Below are 13,838 nucleotides of genomic sequence, written 5' to 3' on the forward strand. Positions count from 1 at the left end.
TTCCCGCACCGCTTCAAAGGAGAAGAACCATGTCACGCAAGAAGATCCTCGCAGCCGTCGCAGCTGCGTCCCTGCTCGCCCTCACTGGCTGCGGCGCCAACGCCGGAGCCAGCAACTCCGCCGCAGCCGCCGGCGACTTCCCCAAGAAAGGCAAGTCAATCGACCTGATTGTCGCCTTCTCGTCGGGCGGCGCCGTGGACACCGCCGCCAGGCTCATCCAGCCGGTCCTCGAAAAGGAGCTCGGCACCAATGTTGAAGTCATCAACAAGCCCGGGGCCGGCGGCCAGATCGGCTACACCGCACTGACCAGCGCCAAGCCGGACGGCTACACCATCGGCGCCACCGGATCCCCCTCGGTGGTGGTCTCACCCCTGGATCCGGCCCGCGGCGCGAAGTACACCAGGGACAGCTTCCAGCCGCTGGGCCGGCAGGTGATCGACCCCACCGTCATCGCCGTCCAGCCGGACAGCCCGTACCAGACCCTGAAAGAGCTGCTGGAAGCGGTCAAGGCCAAGCCGAAGTCACTCACCGCCAGCACCACCGGCATCCAGACAGGCGAACACTTCGCCCTGGCCCAGATCCAGGAAAGCACCGGCTCGGAGTTCGCGCCGGTCCACTTCTCCGAGGGTGCCTCGCAGGCCACCACCGCTTTCCTGGGCAAGCACGTGGACGTCCTGGTGGCCAACGTCAGCGACGTGAACGACCTCAGCAAGCAGGGCAAGGCGCGGGTGCTGGGCGTCATGTCCGGGGACCGCGCCCCCTCGCTGCCGGACATCCCCACGTTCAAGGAATCCGGCTACGACCTGACCGCGGGCACCGCCCGCGGCTACTCCGCTCCCGCCGGACTCCCGGATGACGTTGCCAAGAAGCTCGAAGCCGCCATCGAGAAGGCCATCGAGGACCCCGCCGTGGTTCAGAAGATGAAGGACCTGGGCCTGCAGACCAGCTACCTCAACGGTGCCGACTACCAGAAGTTCTGGGCAGGCCAGGAGGACGACTTCAAGAAGGTCCTTCCCCTGGTCCAGAAAAAAGACTGACCCACACCCCTAAGGAACCGACCATGACAACTCCAGCCATTGACACCAGCGCCGAGTTCGCCCGCCCCGAGCAGGGCATCGTGGACCGCCTCGCCAAGCTGCCCGCTGCCAATATCGGTGACGCCATGGACAGGCTCGGCATCGCGGACTCCGCCATCCAGGCCGTGTGGCCCGGTGCGAAGCTGGCCGGACCGGCGTTCACCGTGTGGACCCGTCCCGGAGACAACAAGGGCATCCACGCCGCCCTGCAGCTGGCCCGTCCCGGAGACGTCATTGTGGTCGCCGGGGGCGCCGATGAATCCCGCGCCCTCCTTGGCGAACTGATCGGGGAGCGCGCCATCAACCTCGGCGTCGCGGGCTTCGCGCTGGACGGAGCAGCGCGCGACGCCGAGGCGCTGGGTGAGATCGGCATGCCCGTCTTCGCCAGGGCTACTTCGCCCGCCGGTCCCTACAAGGATGGCCCCTTCAGGCTGGGAACCGCCGTCGCCTTCGGCGGCGTTCCCGTCCTGCCCGGCGATGTCATCGTTGGTGACTCCGACGGGGTGGTGGTCATCCCCCGGGACCAGGCCGCCGCCGTCGCCGAAGCCGCCGAAGCAGTGTTCGCGGATGAAACCGGACGCCGCCAGGCCATCGTCGCCGCCCGCAACTGAACCGCACCACAACCAGAACGTCACCAGAAGGAACAGAGCAAACCATGACAGCGTGCACCGTCATTGGCCTCGGCGAAGCCGGAGCCACCTACGCCGCAGCGCTCGCAGCTGCGGGCCACCAGGTCACCGGGTTCGACCCCGTGGCCCCCACGACCCCGGACGGCGTCACCCGGGCCGCAACGGCGGCCGACGCCTGTACCGGCGCTGACATCGTCGTGGTGATGACCGGCGCCGCCGCGGCACGCAGGGTGGCGCAGGAGTGCCTGCCGGTCCTTGGCGCCGGCAGCGTTTATGCCGACTTCACCTCCTCGTCCCCCGGCGTGATGCAGGAACTTGGACAGCTGCCGGGCAAAGCCGGCTTTGCCGACGTCGCCATCCTTGGCCCGGTCTCCGCGCTGGGGGAAAAGACGCCGCTGATGGTGAGCGGCCCCGGCGCCCAGGCTGTTGCCGCCCTGCTGCGTCCCCTCGGCGTGCAGGTGGAAATCGTCGACGGCGGGCCTGGGGCAGCGATGGCCCACAAACTGCTGCGCAGCGTCCTCATGAAGGGCCTGGCGTCCGTGGTGGTGGAAGCGGTCACGGCCGGCAAGGCAGCCGGCCTGGAGGACTGGATCCGGGGCCAGATCGCGAACCAGCTGGCAGGGGACGGCCAGGCTGTCATCGACAGGTTCCTCACCGGAAGCGCCAAGCACGCCGTGCGCCGCTCCAAGGAAATGCAGGACACCGCAAGCTACCTCTCGGACCTCGGCGTCCCGGCCGAGATGACCACCGCCTCCGCCGCGGCCCTCGCCCGCATGGCCCAGACCACGGAACCGGCCTTGCGCTGACGGCGCAGCAGGGCACAATCAGGAACGGGTATTACGTGATTTCGACAGCAACCGGCATTCCGCCGTCAGGAGCAGCAGCATGATCGGCATCTGGGCACTTGGCGCTTACCTTGCCGTCATCCTCCTCTGGACTACGGCCATGAAGCGCAGCGTGGGGGAGGCCATGATCCTGGGATTCCTGGTGGTGCTCCCGTTCACCGGTGCCGCCGCGGCGCAGGTCGGCTGGTCGGCGCTCTATTCGGCAGCGACGGACGAGATTGTTTACGCCACCATGGCGTTCGTCTTCATGGGCTACCTGCTGGATAAAGGCGGCGTCCTGGACCGGCTGATCGACCTGCTCAACTCACTGATCGGCGGGGTGAAGGGCGGCCCGGCGTGGGTCTCCACGGTTGCCTCTGCAGGCCTGGGCGGAGTGGTCCACAACCAGGCCGCCATCGCCGCGACGGTGGGGTCCGTCACCATTCCCTGGATGGAAAAGTCCAAGCTCGACAAGCCCGCCGCCGCCACCCTGGTGGCCGGCAACGCCGGAATGGGCATTACCTTCCCGTTCAGCGCCTCCATGTTCGTCCTGGTCGGCTCCGCCACGGTGGGGCCCCTGCTGAACATCAACGCCCTTGTCCTGCCCCTGCTCTTCGGCGGCCTGTGGTGCTTCCTGCACCGCCTTATCGTCACCTGGCTGCTGATCAGGAAGAGCGGGATGACCCCGCTCGACGCAGCCCACCGCCTGTCCGTCCGGACCGCCTTTGGCCAGGGCTGGGCAACCCTCCTGTTGTTCGTCGTCGTTGCCATCCCCCTGGTCATCACCTCCGGGTTCCTCACGTCCGCACTCTCGGACTGGACCGGCGGCGACGTCAGCAAATCCGTCAGCGTGATCGTCTGGATCCCGGTAGTCCTGCTCATCACCGGCGCCCTGCTGGGCCGGAAAAAGCTGCCCCGCAGCGGCCGCGGCTGGGGCGAGCTTCTGCATGGCTCCGCCCCGCGGTTCGGAATCGTGGGCGTCACGGTGCTGTTCGCGTTCGCCGGAGCCAACGCGCTCGCCGCCACCGGCCTGCCCAAGCAAATGACGGCGCTGCTGAACGGGTTGAACCTGCCGCTGTGGCTGCTTGCCATCCTGATCGGGCTGATCGTGATCGCCGTCGCAGCCCCGCTGTCCGCAACGGCCACCATGGCCGCCGTGGGAACGGTCGGCGTCGCGGCCCTGGTGGCGGCCGGAGTGCCGGCCACTACTGCCGCCGTCGCCGTCCTGGTCTTTTCCTCGTGCGAAGCCGCGGTTCCGCCCGGTGGCGCGCCGCTCTATGTTGCCTGCGGCATTGCTGACGTCAACCCCATCAAGACCTTCGGCCGCCTGCTGACCCACTATGCCCTGCCCCTGCTGGTCATCGGCGTGCTGATTATCCTCGGCGTCCTGCCGATCTAAGGAACCACTATGAATACACCCCGCAGGTTCATCGAAACCGTCTTCACCGTTACGCTCGGAGCCCTTCTTGTCGGCGGCGTCCTGTTCGTTGCCGGACAGGCCGCCGGCCTCGTGGCCGGGCAAAACGGCTGGCTGGAGTTCTTCAACACGTACATCAAGCCGCCCGTCTGCCTTGCGGCGTCCGTGTGCGCCGTCGCAGGTTTCCTGCTCAGCTACAAGCGCTCCCACAAACAGGCCACGCAGCAGCAGGAGGCAACCACCCGATGACTGCACCCGGAACGTTTCCCACCTTCGCCGATCTCCTTGCAAGGGAGGGCGCCCTGTCAGGAACATCGTGGGGACTGTTCCCGGAATCGGCCCGGGGCACACCGTCCTTCATAACCCCGGAGGCCATCGTGGAGGCCAGGAACAGCATCAGGAGCGGGACCGTGTTCGGCCTGGACTATCCGGCTGACGCTTTTGACCCTGGTATGTCGCTCAAACGCAGTGCGCCCCGGCACACCATCTACTCCTCGCACCCGGCCCACCGCGACGACTATCTTGATGGGTACTACCTGCAGGGATCCAGCCAGATCGACGGGCTCAGGCACCGGCGGGCGGATGACGTGGGCTTCTACAACGGCACCGCCGACGACCTGATCACCGTGGGCACCCGGGATCTGGGCATCCAGGAATGGGCAGAACACCCGATCACGGGCCGGGGCGTGCTGGTGGACCTGGACGGCTTCCGGCGAAGCCTGGGGGAGCCCATCGACCACGCAGCCGGGGAAGCCCTCACGCTGGACCTGGTGCAGGCGGCCATGGCGGCGCAGTCCCTCCGCCTCCGCCCCGGTGACATCCTCATGCTCCACACCGGGTGGTGCGAATGGTTCCTGAAACTGACGACGGCGGAAAAGCAGCAGGTGCGCGAGAGCCGCAAGGCATCGGGCGTGGAACAGTCCCAGGAGTTCGTGGCCTGGGTATGGGACAGCCAGTTTGCGGTTGTCGCCGCCGACAACTTTGCCTTCGAATGCCTGCCCGCCGTCCCTGCCAGCCCTTACCGGCGGTCGGCCGTCAACGACCACGGCATGATGCACCAGCAGCTGCTGGCAAAACTCGGCCTGCCGCTCGGGGAACTGTGGAAACTGGGACCGCTCGCCCGGAACATGAGGACCACCGGCACATGGGACGCGTTCATCAGCATCAAACCACTGAACATCATCGGCGGCACCGGCTCGCCGGCCAACGCCACAGCCATCACGTGACCTGAAGACGCGGGGGTGCGTCACGTGGGGCATGCTTTCGGGAAGCGCACGACGGCGGGACCCCGGGTTCCGTGGATCCCCCACCAAAGGTGGGCCGAAAGCGTGCCGTGCGTGACGCCGTCGGACATCACATAACGATTCCGCTGGCCGGAAGGCCGCCGTTGCCCCCAGATGTCCCTCAGGGCAGGCTGTGGGGATGACGAAGCTGCAGCCTGCTGCCAACTATTCAGGCCTGGACGCCACCAAGGTTGCCGCGGCGATCGAGCCGGAACCGGCCGGGGTCATCGCCCTGGAACCGGTACTGGCCGGGATCTGGGAACTCGCCGCGCCGTTCCTGGCGGTCCGGGACAATGACGCACACACCCTTTACGCCCTGGGCCTGGCCCGCGCCCTGCTGGACGCCCACCCGGAAGCGGATGCCGCCGTCGTACTTCCCGCCATCATGCTGCACGACATCGGCTGGTCGCAGGTGCCGCCAGGTGAGGTCCTGGCGGCCATTGCGCCGGGCGGCGGCAGGCCGGACCTGGTGCTGCTGCACGAAAAGGAGGGCGCCCGGCTCGCCGCGGACATTCTCGGCGAGTGCCGTTATGACGACGCGAAGGTCCCGGCCATCCTGGCCATCATCGACGGGCATGACTCCCGGCGCGAAGCGATGTCCATCGAGGACGCCATCGTCAAGGACGCCGACAAGACCTGGCGCCTCAGCCCGCACGGCATCGACACTGTCATGGACTGGTTCGGGCTGGACCGCGGGCAGGCCCTGCGGCTGTGCTCCCAACGCGTCCTCGGCCACCTCTTCACGGATGAGGCGCAGGCCATGGCGCGGGCACTGTCAGCGCTGGAATCGGTCACCCTCTGGCCGCAGCGGCAGCGCCTCGTTCACTAAGCAGGGGGTTGGCGGGGTACGCGGCTGCCCGCACCCTTAGACTCATTCCGAGACGCTGCCGGCACCCTGGGCCCAGCGCCAGGAGCGAGGAGGCCCCCATGGCCGGCGGCAGCCGCGACCCCGGACGCACAGTGACGTCCAAGGTGCTGTCCATCCTTGAAGCGTTCGAGACATCCCGCGGAGCCCTGAGCCTGACCGACATTGCCGACAAGTCCGGGCTGCCGCTCAGCACCGCGCACCGGCTGGTGAACGAACTGACCGACTGGGGCTTCCTGTCGCGGGAACCGAACGGCCGCTACCAGCTGGGAATCCGGCTGTGGGAGCTGGCGCAGAACACGGGCCGCCAGCTGCGCGATGCCGCCCGCCCCTACATCCAGGACCTGTTCTCGCTCACCGGCGAGACGGCACACCTGGCCATCCGCGCCGGCCATGAAGTCCTGTACATCGACCGCGTCTACGGCTCCAAGCGCGTGCCCCGCGCGTCCCGGGTGGGCGGCCGCCTGCCCATGCACGCCACAGCCGTCGGGAAAGTCATTCTGGCCTTCGAAGACGACTGGGTGCGCGACGCCTACCTGCACCGGGACCTGGAACGCGCCACCGCCCACACCCACATCGACCCGCAAAAGTTCACGGCCGAGCTGGCGGATATCCGCGCCCAGGGCTATGCCACCACGCTGGAGGAAGTACGGCTTGGCTCATGTTCCATTGCGGTCCCGGTGTTCCATACCGGCCGGATCGGGGCCGCCATCGGCCTGGTGCTGCCCACCGCCCAGGCGTCCACCATGACCAGGTACCTTCCCGTCCTCAAGGGCATCTCGGCACAGATCGAAAAGGCCACCGCGCGGATCCCCCTGGAGACATTGATCGGCGTGCACAGGGGACAGCTCGGCTGAGACCAATCGATTCCGTCCAGTGGAAGCCGGCGCTATCCCGCGCCGGTGATGTGGACCACACTGGTCACTAAGAAACCCAGGCCGCCCTGAGGCGCCGGCGGAGTCAAGTCACCAGGAGTCAAGATGTCATCGTCGACAGAAACGGCTGGCCGCTGTCCTTTCGGGTACGGCGCCGAAGCCCCCGCCGGGCACCACGGCTACGAACCTTTCCAGATGAAGGACCCTTTCACCGCCTACGCAGAGCTCCGGGCCGAGCAGCCCGTGATGTTCGATGAGCGTATTGGCCTCTACGTCGTCTCCCGCTACGACGACATCAAAGCAGTCTTCGAGGATTGGGAAACGTTCTCCAGCGAGAACGCCCAGGCCCCGGTCCGCGAACGCGGTCCCTCCGCCAAGAAGATCATGGAAGAAGGCGGCTTCACCGCTTACTCCGGCCTTTCCGCCCGCCGGCCGCCGGAGCACACCCGCATCCGCGCCGTGGTGCAGAAAGCCTTCACGCCCCGCCGCTACAAGGCCCTGGAACCGTTCATCCGGCAGAACGTGGTGGACCTGCTCGAGAAGATGCTTTCCCGCCAGGACCGCCGCGGGGACCTGGTCAAGGACCTGGCCTACGATGTTCCCACCATCACCATCCTGACCCTGATCGGCGCCGACGTTTCCCAGGTGGACACCTTCAAGCGCTGGTCCGACTCCCGCGCCGCCATGACCTGGGGCGACCTGAGCGACGAGCAGCAGATCCCCCACGCCCACAACCTGGTGGAGTACTGGCAGGAATGCCTGCGCCTGGTCCGGGTGGCCCACGAACAAGGCGGCGACAACCTCACCGCGGACCTGGTCAAAGCCCAGCAGGACGGCGCGGAAATCTCGGACCATGAGATCGCATCGGTCCTCTACAGCCTGCTCTTCGCCGGGCACGAAACCACCACCACCCTGATCTCCAACGCACTGCGTGAGCTCCTGGCGCGTCCGGAGCAGTGGCAGCGGCTGGTGGAGGATCCCACGAAGATCCCCGCCGCCATCGACGAGGTCCTCCGCTACGCCGGCTCCATCGTCGGCTGGCGCCGCAAGGCCCTGAAGGACACGGAGGTGGGCGGTGTCCGCATCGAGAAGGGCTCGCAGCTTCTGCTCCTGATGGGCTCGGCCAACCGGGATGAAACCAAGTTTGCAGCCGGTGAGGACTTCGATATCAGCCGGCCCAACGCCCGCGAACACCTGTCCTTCGGATTCGGCATCCACTACTGCCTGGGCAACATGCTCGCCAAGCTCCAGGCCAAAATCGCACTCGAGGAAGTGGCCCGGCTCGCTCCCAGGCTTCAACTCGAAGCCCCGGAGGACATCGCCTTCCGCGAAAACCTCTCCTTCCGAGTCCCCGAGACCGTTCCTGTCAGCTGGAAGGCCTAAGCACCATGCAAAGCAACGACTACGTCCAGTTCTTCGACGGCGGCATCGAGCCCCGGCTTGAAAACCTCGGCGGCAAGGGCGCGTCCCTGGTCACCATGACCTCCGCCGGCATGCCCGTCCCGCCCGGATTCGTCGTCACCACCGCGCAGTTCGATGCCTTCATGGACGAGGCCGGCATCACCGCCAGGATCCACGAACTGCTCGCCGGCCTGGACCCGGAGGACACCCGGCAGGTGGACCAGGTATCGGCAGCCATCCGCGAGGACATCTGCTCCCGCCCTGTGCCGGAGGCCCTGCGCAGCATGACCATTGCCGCCTACGAATCGCTGATGGGCCGCTTCGATGCCCCCGTCCCGGTGGCCGTGCGGTCCAGTGCCACCGCGGAGGACCTCCCGGATGCCTCCTTCGCCGGCCAGCAGGACACCTACCTCTGGCTGGACGGCGTCAAGGCGGTCACCGACCACATCCGCCAATGCTGGGCCTCCCTCTTCACGTCCCGCGCCATCATCTACCGGCTCAGGAACAACATCCCGAACGAGGGGCTGTCCATGGCCGTGGTGGTGCAGAAAATGGTGAACTCCAAGGTGTCCGGGGTGGCCATCACCATGGATCCCACCAACGGTGACCGGTCAAAGATCACCATCGATTCCTCCTACGGCGTCGGTGAAATGGTGGTGTCCGGCCAGGTCACCCCGGACAACATCGTGCTGGACAAGGTGACGCTCGCCGTCGTCAGCGAACACTTGGGCGACAAGCACGCCGAGCTGGTCCCGGATACGGGTGCCAAGCGCCTCATCGAACGCGAGGTCGACGCCGACCGCCGCGGCCGCCGCAGCCTCACCGACGCGGAACTCACCGCCGTTGCCCAGATGGCCAAGCGGGCGGAAAAGCACTACAAGTGCCCGCAGGACATCGAATGGGCCTTCGACGCCGACCTCCCGGACGGCGAAAACCTGCTCCTGCTGCAGTCCCGCCCGGAGACCGTGCACTCCTCCAGGCCCGCACCGGTGACCGCACCCCAGCCCGTCGTCACGGGCGGCTACTTCAGCGGACTGAGCACCCCCGCGCTCAAGCCGACTGCCTGACTCCCATCCAAGGCTTCACCCACCAAGGCTCACCGCCGAGCCCTCCTGAAAGGACCGCCATGTCCCTGAAGTCGTTCCCCAAACCCTCCGAGCTGCCGGTCCCCGCCGGCGCCGAAGGCTGGGAAAAGCTCTACCCCTACTACCTGGTCTTCCAGGACAAGCTCAAGGAGCAGGAAGACGCCAAGTTCTGGTTCTGCGACAGCCAGCACTGGCCCACCGTGTTCAAGCCTTTTGAGACCATCGGCGGCGAATTCGCGGTCAAGTGCCTGGGCCAGTACAACGCCCGGCACCTGATGATCCCCAACGCCAACGGCATCGAGTTCCGCGTCCACCTGGGCTACCTCTACATGTCGCCCATCCCGGTGTCGGAGGACCAGATCGCCGCCCGGGTGCCGCTGTTCGAGGAGCGCGTGGGCTACTACTTCCAGAACTGGGAGCGGCTCCTCAAGGAGTGGCACGTCAAGGTCAAAGGCACCATTGCGGAGATGGAAACCATTTCCTTCCCCAGGCTCCCGGGCATGGTTCCCATGGAGGACATCACGTCCGGCAAGGGCAAGGACGGCTCCGAAAAGCTGCTGGAGAGCTACGACCGCCTCATCCAGCTGGCCTACCAGAACTGGCAGTACCACTTCGAGTTCCTGAACCTGGGCTACATCGCGTACCTGGACTTCTTCAACTTCTGCAAGCAGGTCTTCCCCAACATCCCCGACCAGTCGATTGCCAGCATGGTCCAGGGCGTGGACATGGAACTGTTCCGCCCCGATGACGAGCTCAAGCAGCTTGCCAAGCTCGCCGTCGAACTGGGGCTCCAGGGCCACTTCGGGAACACGGACGACGTCGAGGCTACTTTGGGTGCCATCGCCGCCGCTCCCGGCGGGGACCGGTGGATCGCGCAGTACGAAGGTGCCAAGGACCCGTGGTTCAACTTCACTGTGGGCAACGGCTTCTACGGCCACGACAAGTACTGGAACGAACACCAGGAAATCCCGCTCGGCTACATTGCGGACTACATCCGCCGCGTGGACGAGGGCCAGGAGATCATGCGTCCCGTTGAAGCCCTCATCGCCGAACGCGACCGGATCATCGAGGAATACCGCGACCTGCTCGAAGGCGACAACCAGGCCGTCTTCGATGCCAAACGCGGCCTCGCCGCCACCGCCTACCCTTACGTGGAGAACCACAACTTCTACATCGAGCACTGGACCATGGGCGTCTTCTGGCGCAAGATCCGGGAACTCTCCCGCATGATGCACGCTGAGGGTTTCTGGACCGAACCGGATGACCTGCTCTACCTGGGCCGCAATGAGGTCCGCGACGCCCTCTTCGACCTGGTCACCGGCTGGGGGGTGGGCGCCAAGCCGATCGGGCCCGACTACTGGCCCGAGGAAATCGAACGCCGCCGCGGCATCGTGGACGCCCTCAAGACCGCGCGCCCCGCGCCGGCGCTGAACACCCCGCCGGCGTCCATCACCGAGCCCTTCACCCGGATGCTCTGGGGCATCACCACCGAGCAGGTCCAGCAGTGGCTGGGTGCCGGCGAGGAAGTGGAAGGCGGCGGGCTGCGCGGCATGGCTGCCTCGCCCGGCGTGGTGGAAGGACTGGCCCGCGTGGTCACCGACGCCGACCAGCTCTCCGAGGTGCAGCAGGGCGAGATCCTGGTGGCCACCGTGACCGCACCGTCCTGGGGTCCCATCTTCGGCAAGATCAGCGCTACCGTCACCGACATCGGCGGCATGATGAGCCACGCCGCGATTGTGTGCCGCGAATACGGGTTGCCGGCCGTCACCGGAACGGGCTCCGGATCCACCACCATCAAGACCGGCCAGCGGCTGCGTGTTGACGGCACCAAGGGCACGGTCCAGATCCTGGACGCCGAGGACGACCTGGTGGCGGCCGGACCCGGCGCCCACAGCCACAGCCATGTCTGAGCAAAACATTCCCTCCGAGGAATATTCCGCAAACGGCACGCAGGGGAAGACCGTCCTCATCACCGGGGCCGCCGGCGGGCTGGGCAGGGCGTTCGCGCTCGGCTTCGCCGGCCGCGGCTACCGCGTGGCGGTGGCCGACATCAACCTCGAGGGCGCCGAACAGACCGCCAAGCTGGTCCGCGAAGCCGGGGCTGAAGCGGCGGCTTACGCCGCCGACGTCACCGACGTGGAATCCACGGAGCAGCTCGCGAAAAGCTGCGCCGAGTTCGGGAACGGACGGATCGACGTCGTTCTCAACAACGCGGCCGTGTACGCGGGGGTAACCCGCAGCCGCTTCGAGGACATCGATCCGGCCGAATGGGATCTGGTGATGAACGTCAACCTCAAGGGCCCCTGGCTGGTGACCCGCGCCGCAAGCCCCTACCTGGCAGAGGGTGGCCGCGTCATCAACCTCTCCAGCGCCACGATCTTCAGCGGCTCCGAGCAGTGGGCGCACTACGTTGCCTCCAAGGGCGGGGTGGTGGCACTCACCCGGGTCATGGCCAAGGAACTGGGCCGGCGGGGGATCACGGTCAACGCGATCGCGCCGGGCTTCACGCTCACTGAGGCCAGTTACGGGCTCATGGAGAACGCCGAAAACTATGGCGTGGACCGCGGCGCCATCAAACGGGCCAGCCAGCCCGAGGACATCGTGGGTGCGGCGCTGTTCCTCGCGGGACCGGACAGCTCCTACTACACCGGCCAGACCATGGTGGTGGACGGCGGCCGGCAGTTCATCTGACCGGCCTGCTGGGCCACCCAACAACCAACTTCAATCCAAAGGAGGACCACAATGCCAACGGTTCACTTCACCGACGCAGAAGGCACCGTCCGCGACGTCGAAGGCAATGCCGGTGACTCGGTCATGGAAACCGCGGTGCGCAACGGCGTCCCCGGCATCGTGGCCGAATGCGGCGGCTCGCTGTCCTGCGCTACCTGCCACGTCTTTGTCCGCGAGGACTGCGCTTCGCAGCTGCCCCCCATGGAGGACATGGAGGACGAGATGCTCTACGGCACCGCAGTGGACCGCGAGGACAGCTCCCGGCTTTCCTGCCAGCTGCGCCTGACGGATGAGCTGGAGCTCTTCGTCACCACCCCGGAAACCCAGGTGTAGCCGTGGGAACGCAGACAGTGGAGCAGGCAACCGCCGCTACTTCTTCGCAAACCCCCGTCCGGACGGGCCTCCTGATCATCGGCGCCAGCCAGTCCGGCGTACAGCTGGCCGTATCGCTCCGGGCGCTCGGCTTCGACGAACACATCACCCTGCTGGGGGATGAGGACCACCGCCCGTACCAGCGGCCGGCACTGTCCAAGGAGTTCCTGCAGGGCGCGGTGGAAAGCGAATCACTCATCTTCCGCTCCAACGAATACTGGGCCGAGCACAACGTTGACCTGGTCAAAGGCGAATACATTGTCCGGATCGACAAGGAAGCAGACGGCTCCGGGGTGGCACATGCCTCCTCCGGAGGCGAGTTCCCGTTCAAGCGGCTGGCCCTCACCGTGGGCGCCAGGGCGCGGAAGCTGGACATCGAGGGCAGCGGCCTGGACGGGGTGCTGTACCTCCGCAACGCCGATGACGCCCTGGCGCTGAAGGCAAGGGTGGGAGACGCTACGGACATCGTGGTGATCGGCGGCGGGTTTATCGGCCTCGAAGCCGCGTCCAGCCTGCAGAAGATGGGGAAGAATGTCACCGTGCTCGAGTTCGGGCCCCGGCTGGTGGGCCGCGCGGTGGGGGAGGAAACGGCAGAGTACTTCCTGCAGGCGCACCGCTCCCGCGGGATGGATATCCGGCTCAACACGAGTGCGGCGCGCTTCACCGCTGGCGACGGCGGCACTCGGGTTGCCGCCGTCGAACTCCAGGACGGAACGGTACTGCCGGCGCAGATCGTCCTGATCGGGATCGGCGTCATCCCCAACACTCAGTTGGCGGAGCAGCTCGGCCTGGCCGTCGACAATGGCATAGTGGTGGACCGGTTCGCCCTGGCGTCGGACGGCACCACCGTGGCCGTGGGCGACGTTGCCAACATGCCCAACCCCGTTCCCGGCTCCGCACCCGGGGAACGGATCCGGCTGGAAAGCGTCAACAACGCCATTGAACACGCCAAGGTGGCCGCCTACTCACTGACCGGCAGGCGCGAGGAGTACGCCGGCATCCCGTGGTTCTGGTCCAACCAGGCAGACCTCAAACTGCAGATCGCCGGCCTGTGCAACGGCTTCGACCAGACCGTGGTCCGGCACGACAAGGAACGCGGCAAGTTCAGCGTCCTCTACTACCGGCAGGGCCGCATCATCGCCGCCGACTGCGTCAACGCACCGCTGGACTTCATGGCCGTCAAAAACGCGCTCGCCAAGGGCCAGAACATTCCCGCCGATGCCGCGGCGGACACCGCCACCCAACTCAAGACCATCACCGCGGACAGCTAACTGCACCCAG

General features: G+C 66.7%; 14 protein-coding genes. All 14 read left to right on the forward strand.

Features of this window, described 5'->3' with window-relative positions:
• The first annotated feature begins 29 nt into the window (after nt 1–29).
• Nucleotides 30–1,037 carry a tripartite tricarboxylate transporter substrate binding protein gene (locus tag ACTAQI_RS17080; protein WP_457947435.1) on the forward strand — a complete coding sequence of 336 codons (1,008 nt, stop codon included), beginning with the start codon at nt 30–32 and terminating at the stop codon, nt 1,035–1,037.
• A gap of 23 nt (nt 1,038–1,060) precedes the next feature.
• The gene (locus ACTAQI_RS17085; RefSeq protein WP_457947436.1) at nt 1,061–1,687 is read left to right on the forward strand and encodes an RraA family protein; all 627 of its coding nucleotides are present in this window, start codon (nt 1,061–1,063) and stop codon (nt 1,685–1,687) included.
• Nucleotides 1,688–1,731: 44 nt separating this feature from the next.
• A complete protein-coding gene (locus ACTAQI_RS17090; protein ID WP_457947437.1) occupies nt 1,732–2,511 on the forward strand; it encodes a DUF1932 domain-containing protein in 780 nt (259 codons plus the stop codon).
• 79 nt (nt 2,512–2,590) lie between these two features.
• Nucleotides 2,591–3,928, forward strand: coding sequence for a TRAP transporter large permease subunit (locus ACTAQI_RS17095; RefSeq protein ID WP_457947438.1), 1,338 nt, complete (start codon nt 2,591–2,593; stop codon nt 3,926–3,928).
• A gap of 9 nt (nt 3,929–3,937) precedes the next feature.
• A complete protein-coding gene (locus ACTAQI_RS17100; RefSeq protein WP_457947439.1) occupies nt 3,938–4,195 on the forward strand; it encodes a hypothetical protein in 258 nt (85 codons plus the stop codon).
• Nucleotides 4,192–5,172: a cyclase family protein gene (locus ACTAQI_RS17105; protein ID WP_457947440.1), complete on the forward strand. Its 981-nt coding sequence runs from the start codon at nt 4,192–4,194 to the stop codon at nt 5,170–5,172. Before ACTAQI_RS17100 ends, ACTAQI_RS17105 begins: the two co-directional genes overlap by 4 nt.
• Nucleotides 5,173–5,368: 196 nt before the next feature.
• Nucleotides 5,369–6,058, forward strand: coding sequence for an HD domain-containing protein (locus ACTAQI_RS17110; protein WP_457947441.1), 690 nt, complete (start codon nt 5,369–5,371; stop codon nt 6,056–6,058).
• Nucleotides 6,059–6,156: 98 nt separating this feature from the next.
• Nucleotides 6,157–6,951 (forward strand): IclR family transcriptional regulator, encoded by a 795-nt coding sequence (locus tag ACTAQI_RS17115; protein WP_457947442.1) that lies wholly within the window; start codon nt 6,157–6,159, stop codon nt 6,949–6,951.
• A 123-nt stretch (nt 6,952–7,074) separates the two neighbouring features.
• Nucleotides 7,075–8,352, forward strand: coding sequence for a cytochrome P450 (locus tag ACTAQI_RS17120; protein ID WP_457947443.1), 1,278 nt, complete (start codon nt 7,075–7,077; stop codon nt 8,350–8,352).
• 5 nt (nt 8,353–8,357) lie between these two features.
• Entirely contained in the window at nt 8,358–9,437 is a 1,080-nt protein-coding gene (locus tag ACTAQI_RS17125) for a PEP/pyruvate-binding domain-containing protein (RefSeq protein ID WP_457947444.1), read from the forward strand.
• Nucleotides 9,438–9,496: 59 nt separating this feature from the next.
• Complete coding sequence (locus ACTAQI_RS17130) at nt 9,497–11,365, forward strand: PEP-utilizing enzyme (protein WP_457947446.1); 1,869 nt, start codon at nt 9,497–9,499, stop codon at nt 11,363–11,365.
• Nucleotides 11,358–12,146 (forward strand): SDR family NAD(P)-dependent oxidoreductase, encoded by a 789-nt coding sequence (locus tag ACTAQI_RS17135; RefSeq protein ID WP_457947447.1) that lies wholly within the window; start codon nt 11,358–11,360, stop codon nt 12,144–12,146. The genes ACTAQI_RS17130 and ACTAQI_RS17135 overlap by 8 nt, the downstream gene beginning before the upstream one ends.
• Before the next feature lie 51 nt (nt 12,147–12,197).
• Nucleotides 12,198–12,518, forward strand: a complete 321-nt coding sequence (locus ACTAQI_RS17140; protein WP_457947448.1) for a 2Fe-2S iron-sulfur cluster-binding protein — start codon at nt 12,198–12,200, stop codon at nt 12,516–12,518.
• Between the two features lie 2 nt (nt 12,519–12,520).
• Nucleotides 12,521–13,828 carry an NAD(P)/FAD-dependent oxidoreductase gene (locus ACTAQI_RS17145; protein ID WP_457947449.1) on the forward strand — a complete coding sequence of 436 codons (1,308 nt, stop codon included), beginning with the start codon at nt 12,521–12,523 and terminating at the stop codon, nt 13,826–13,828.
• Nucleotides 13,829–13,838: the final 10 nt, after the last annotated feature.

This window comes from Pseudarthrobacter sp. alpha12b (assembly GCF_054130495.1).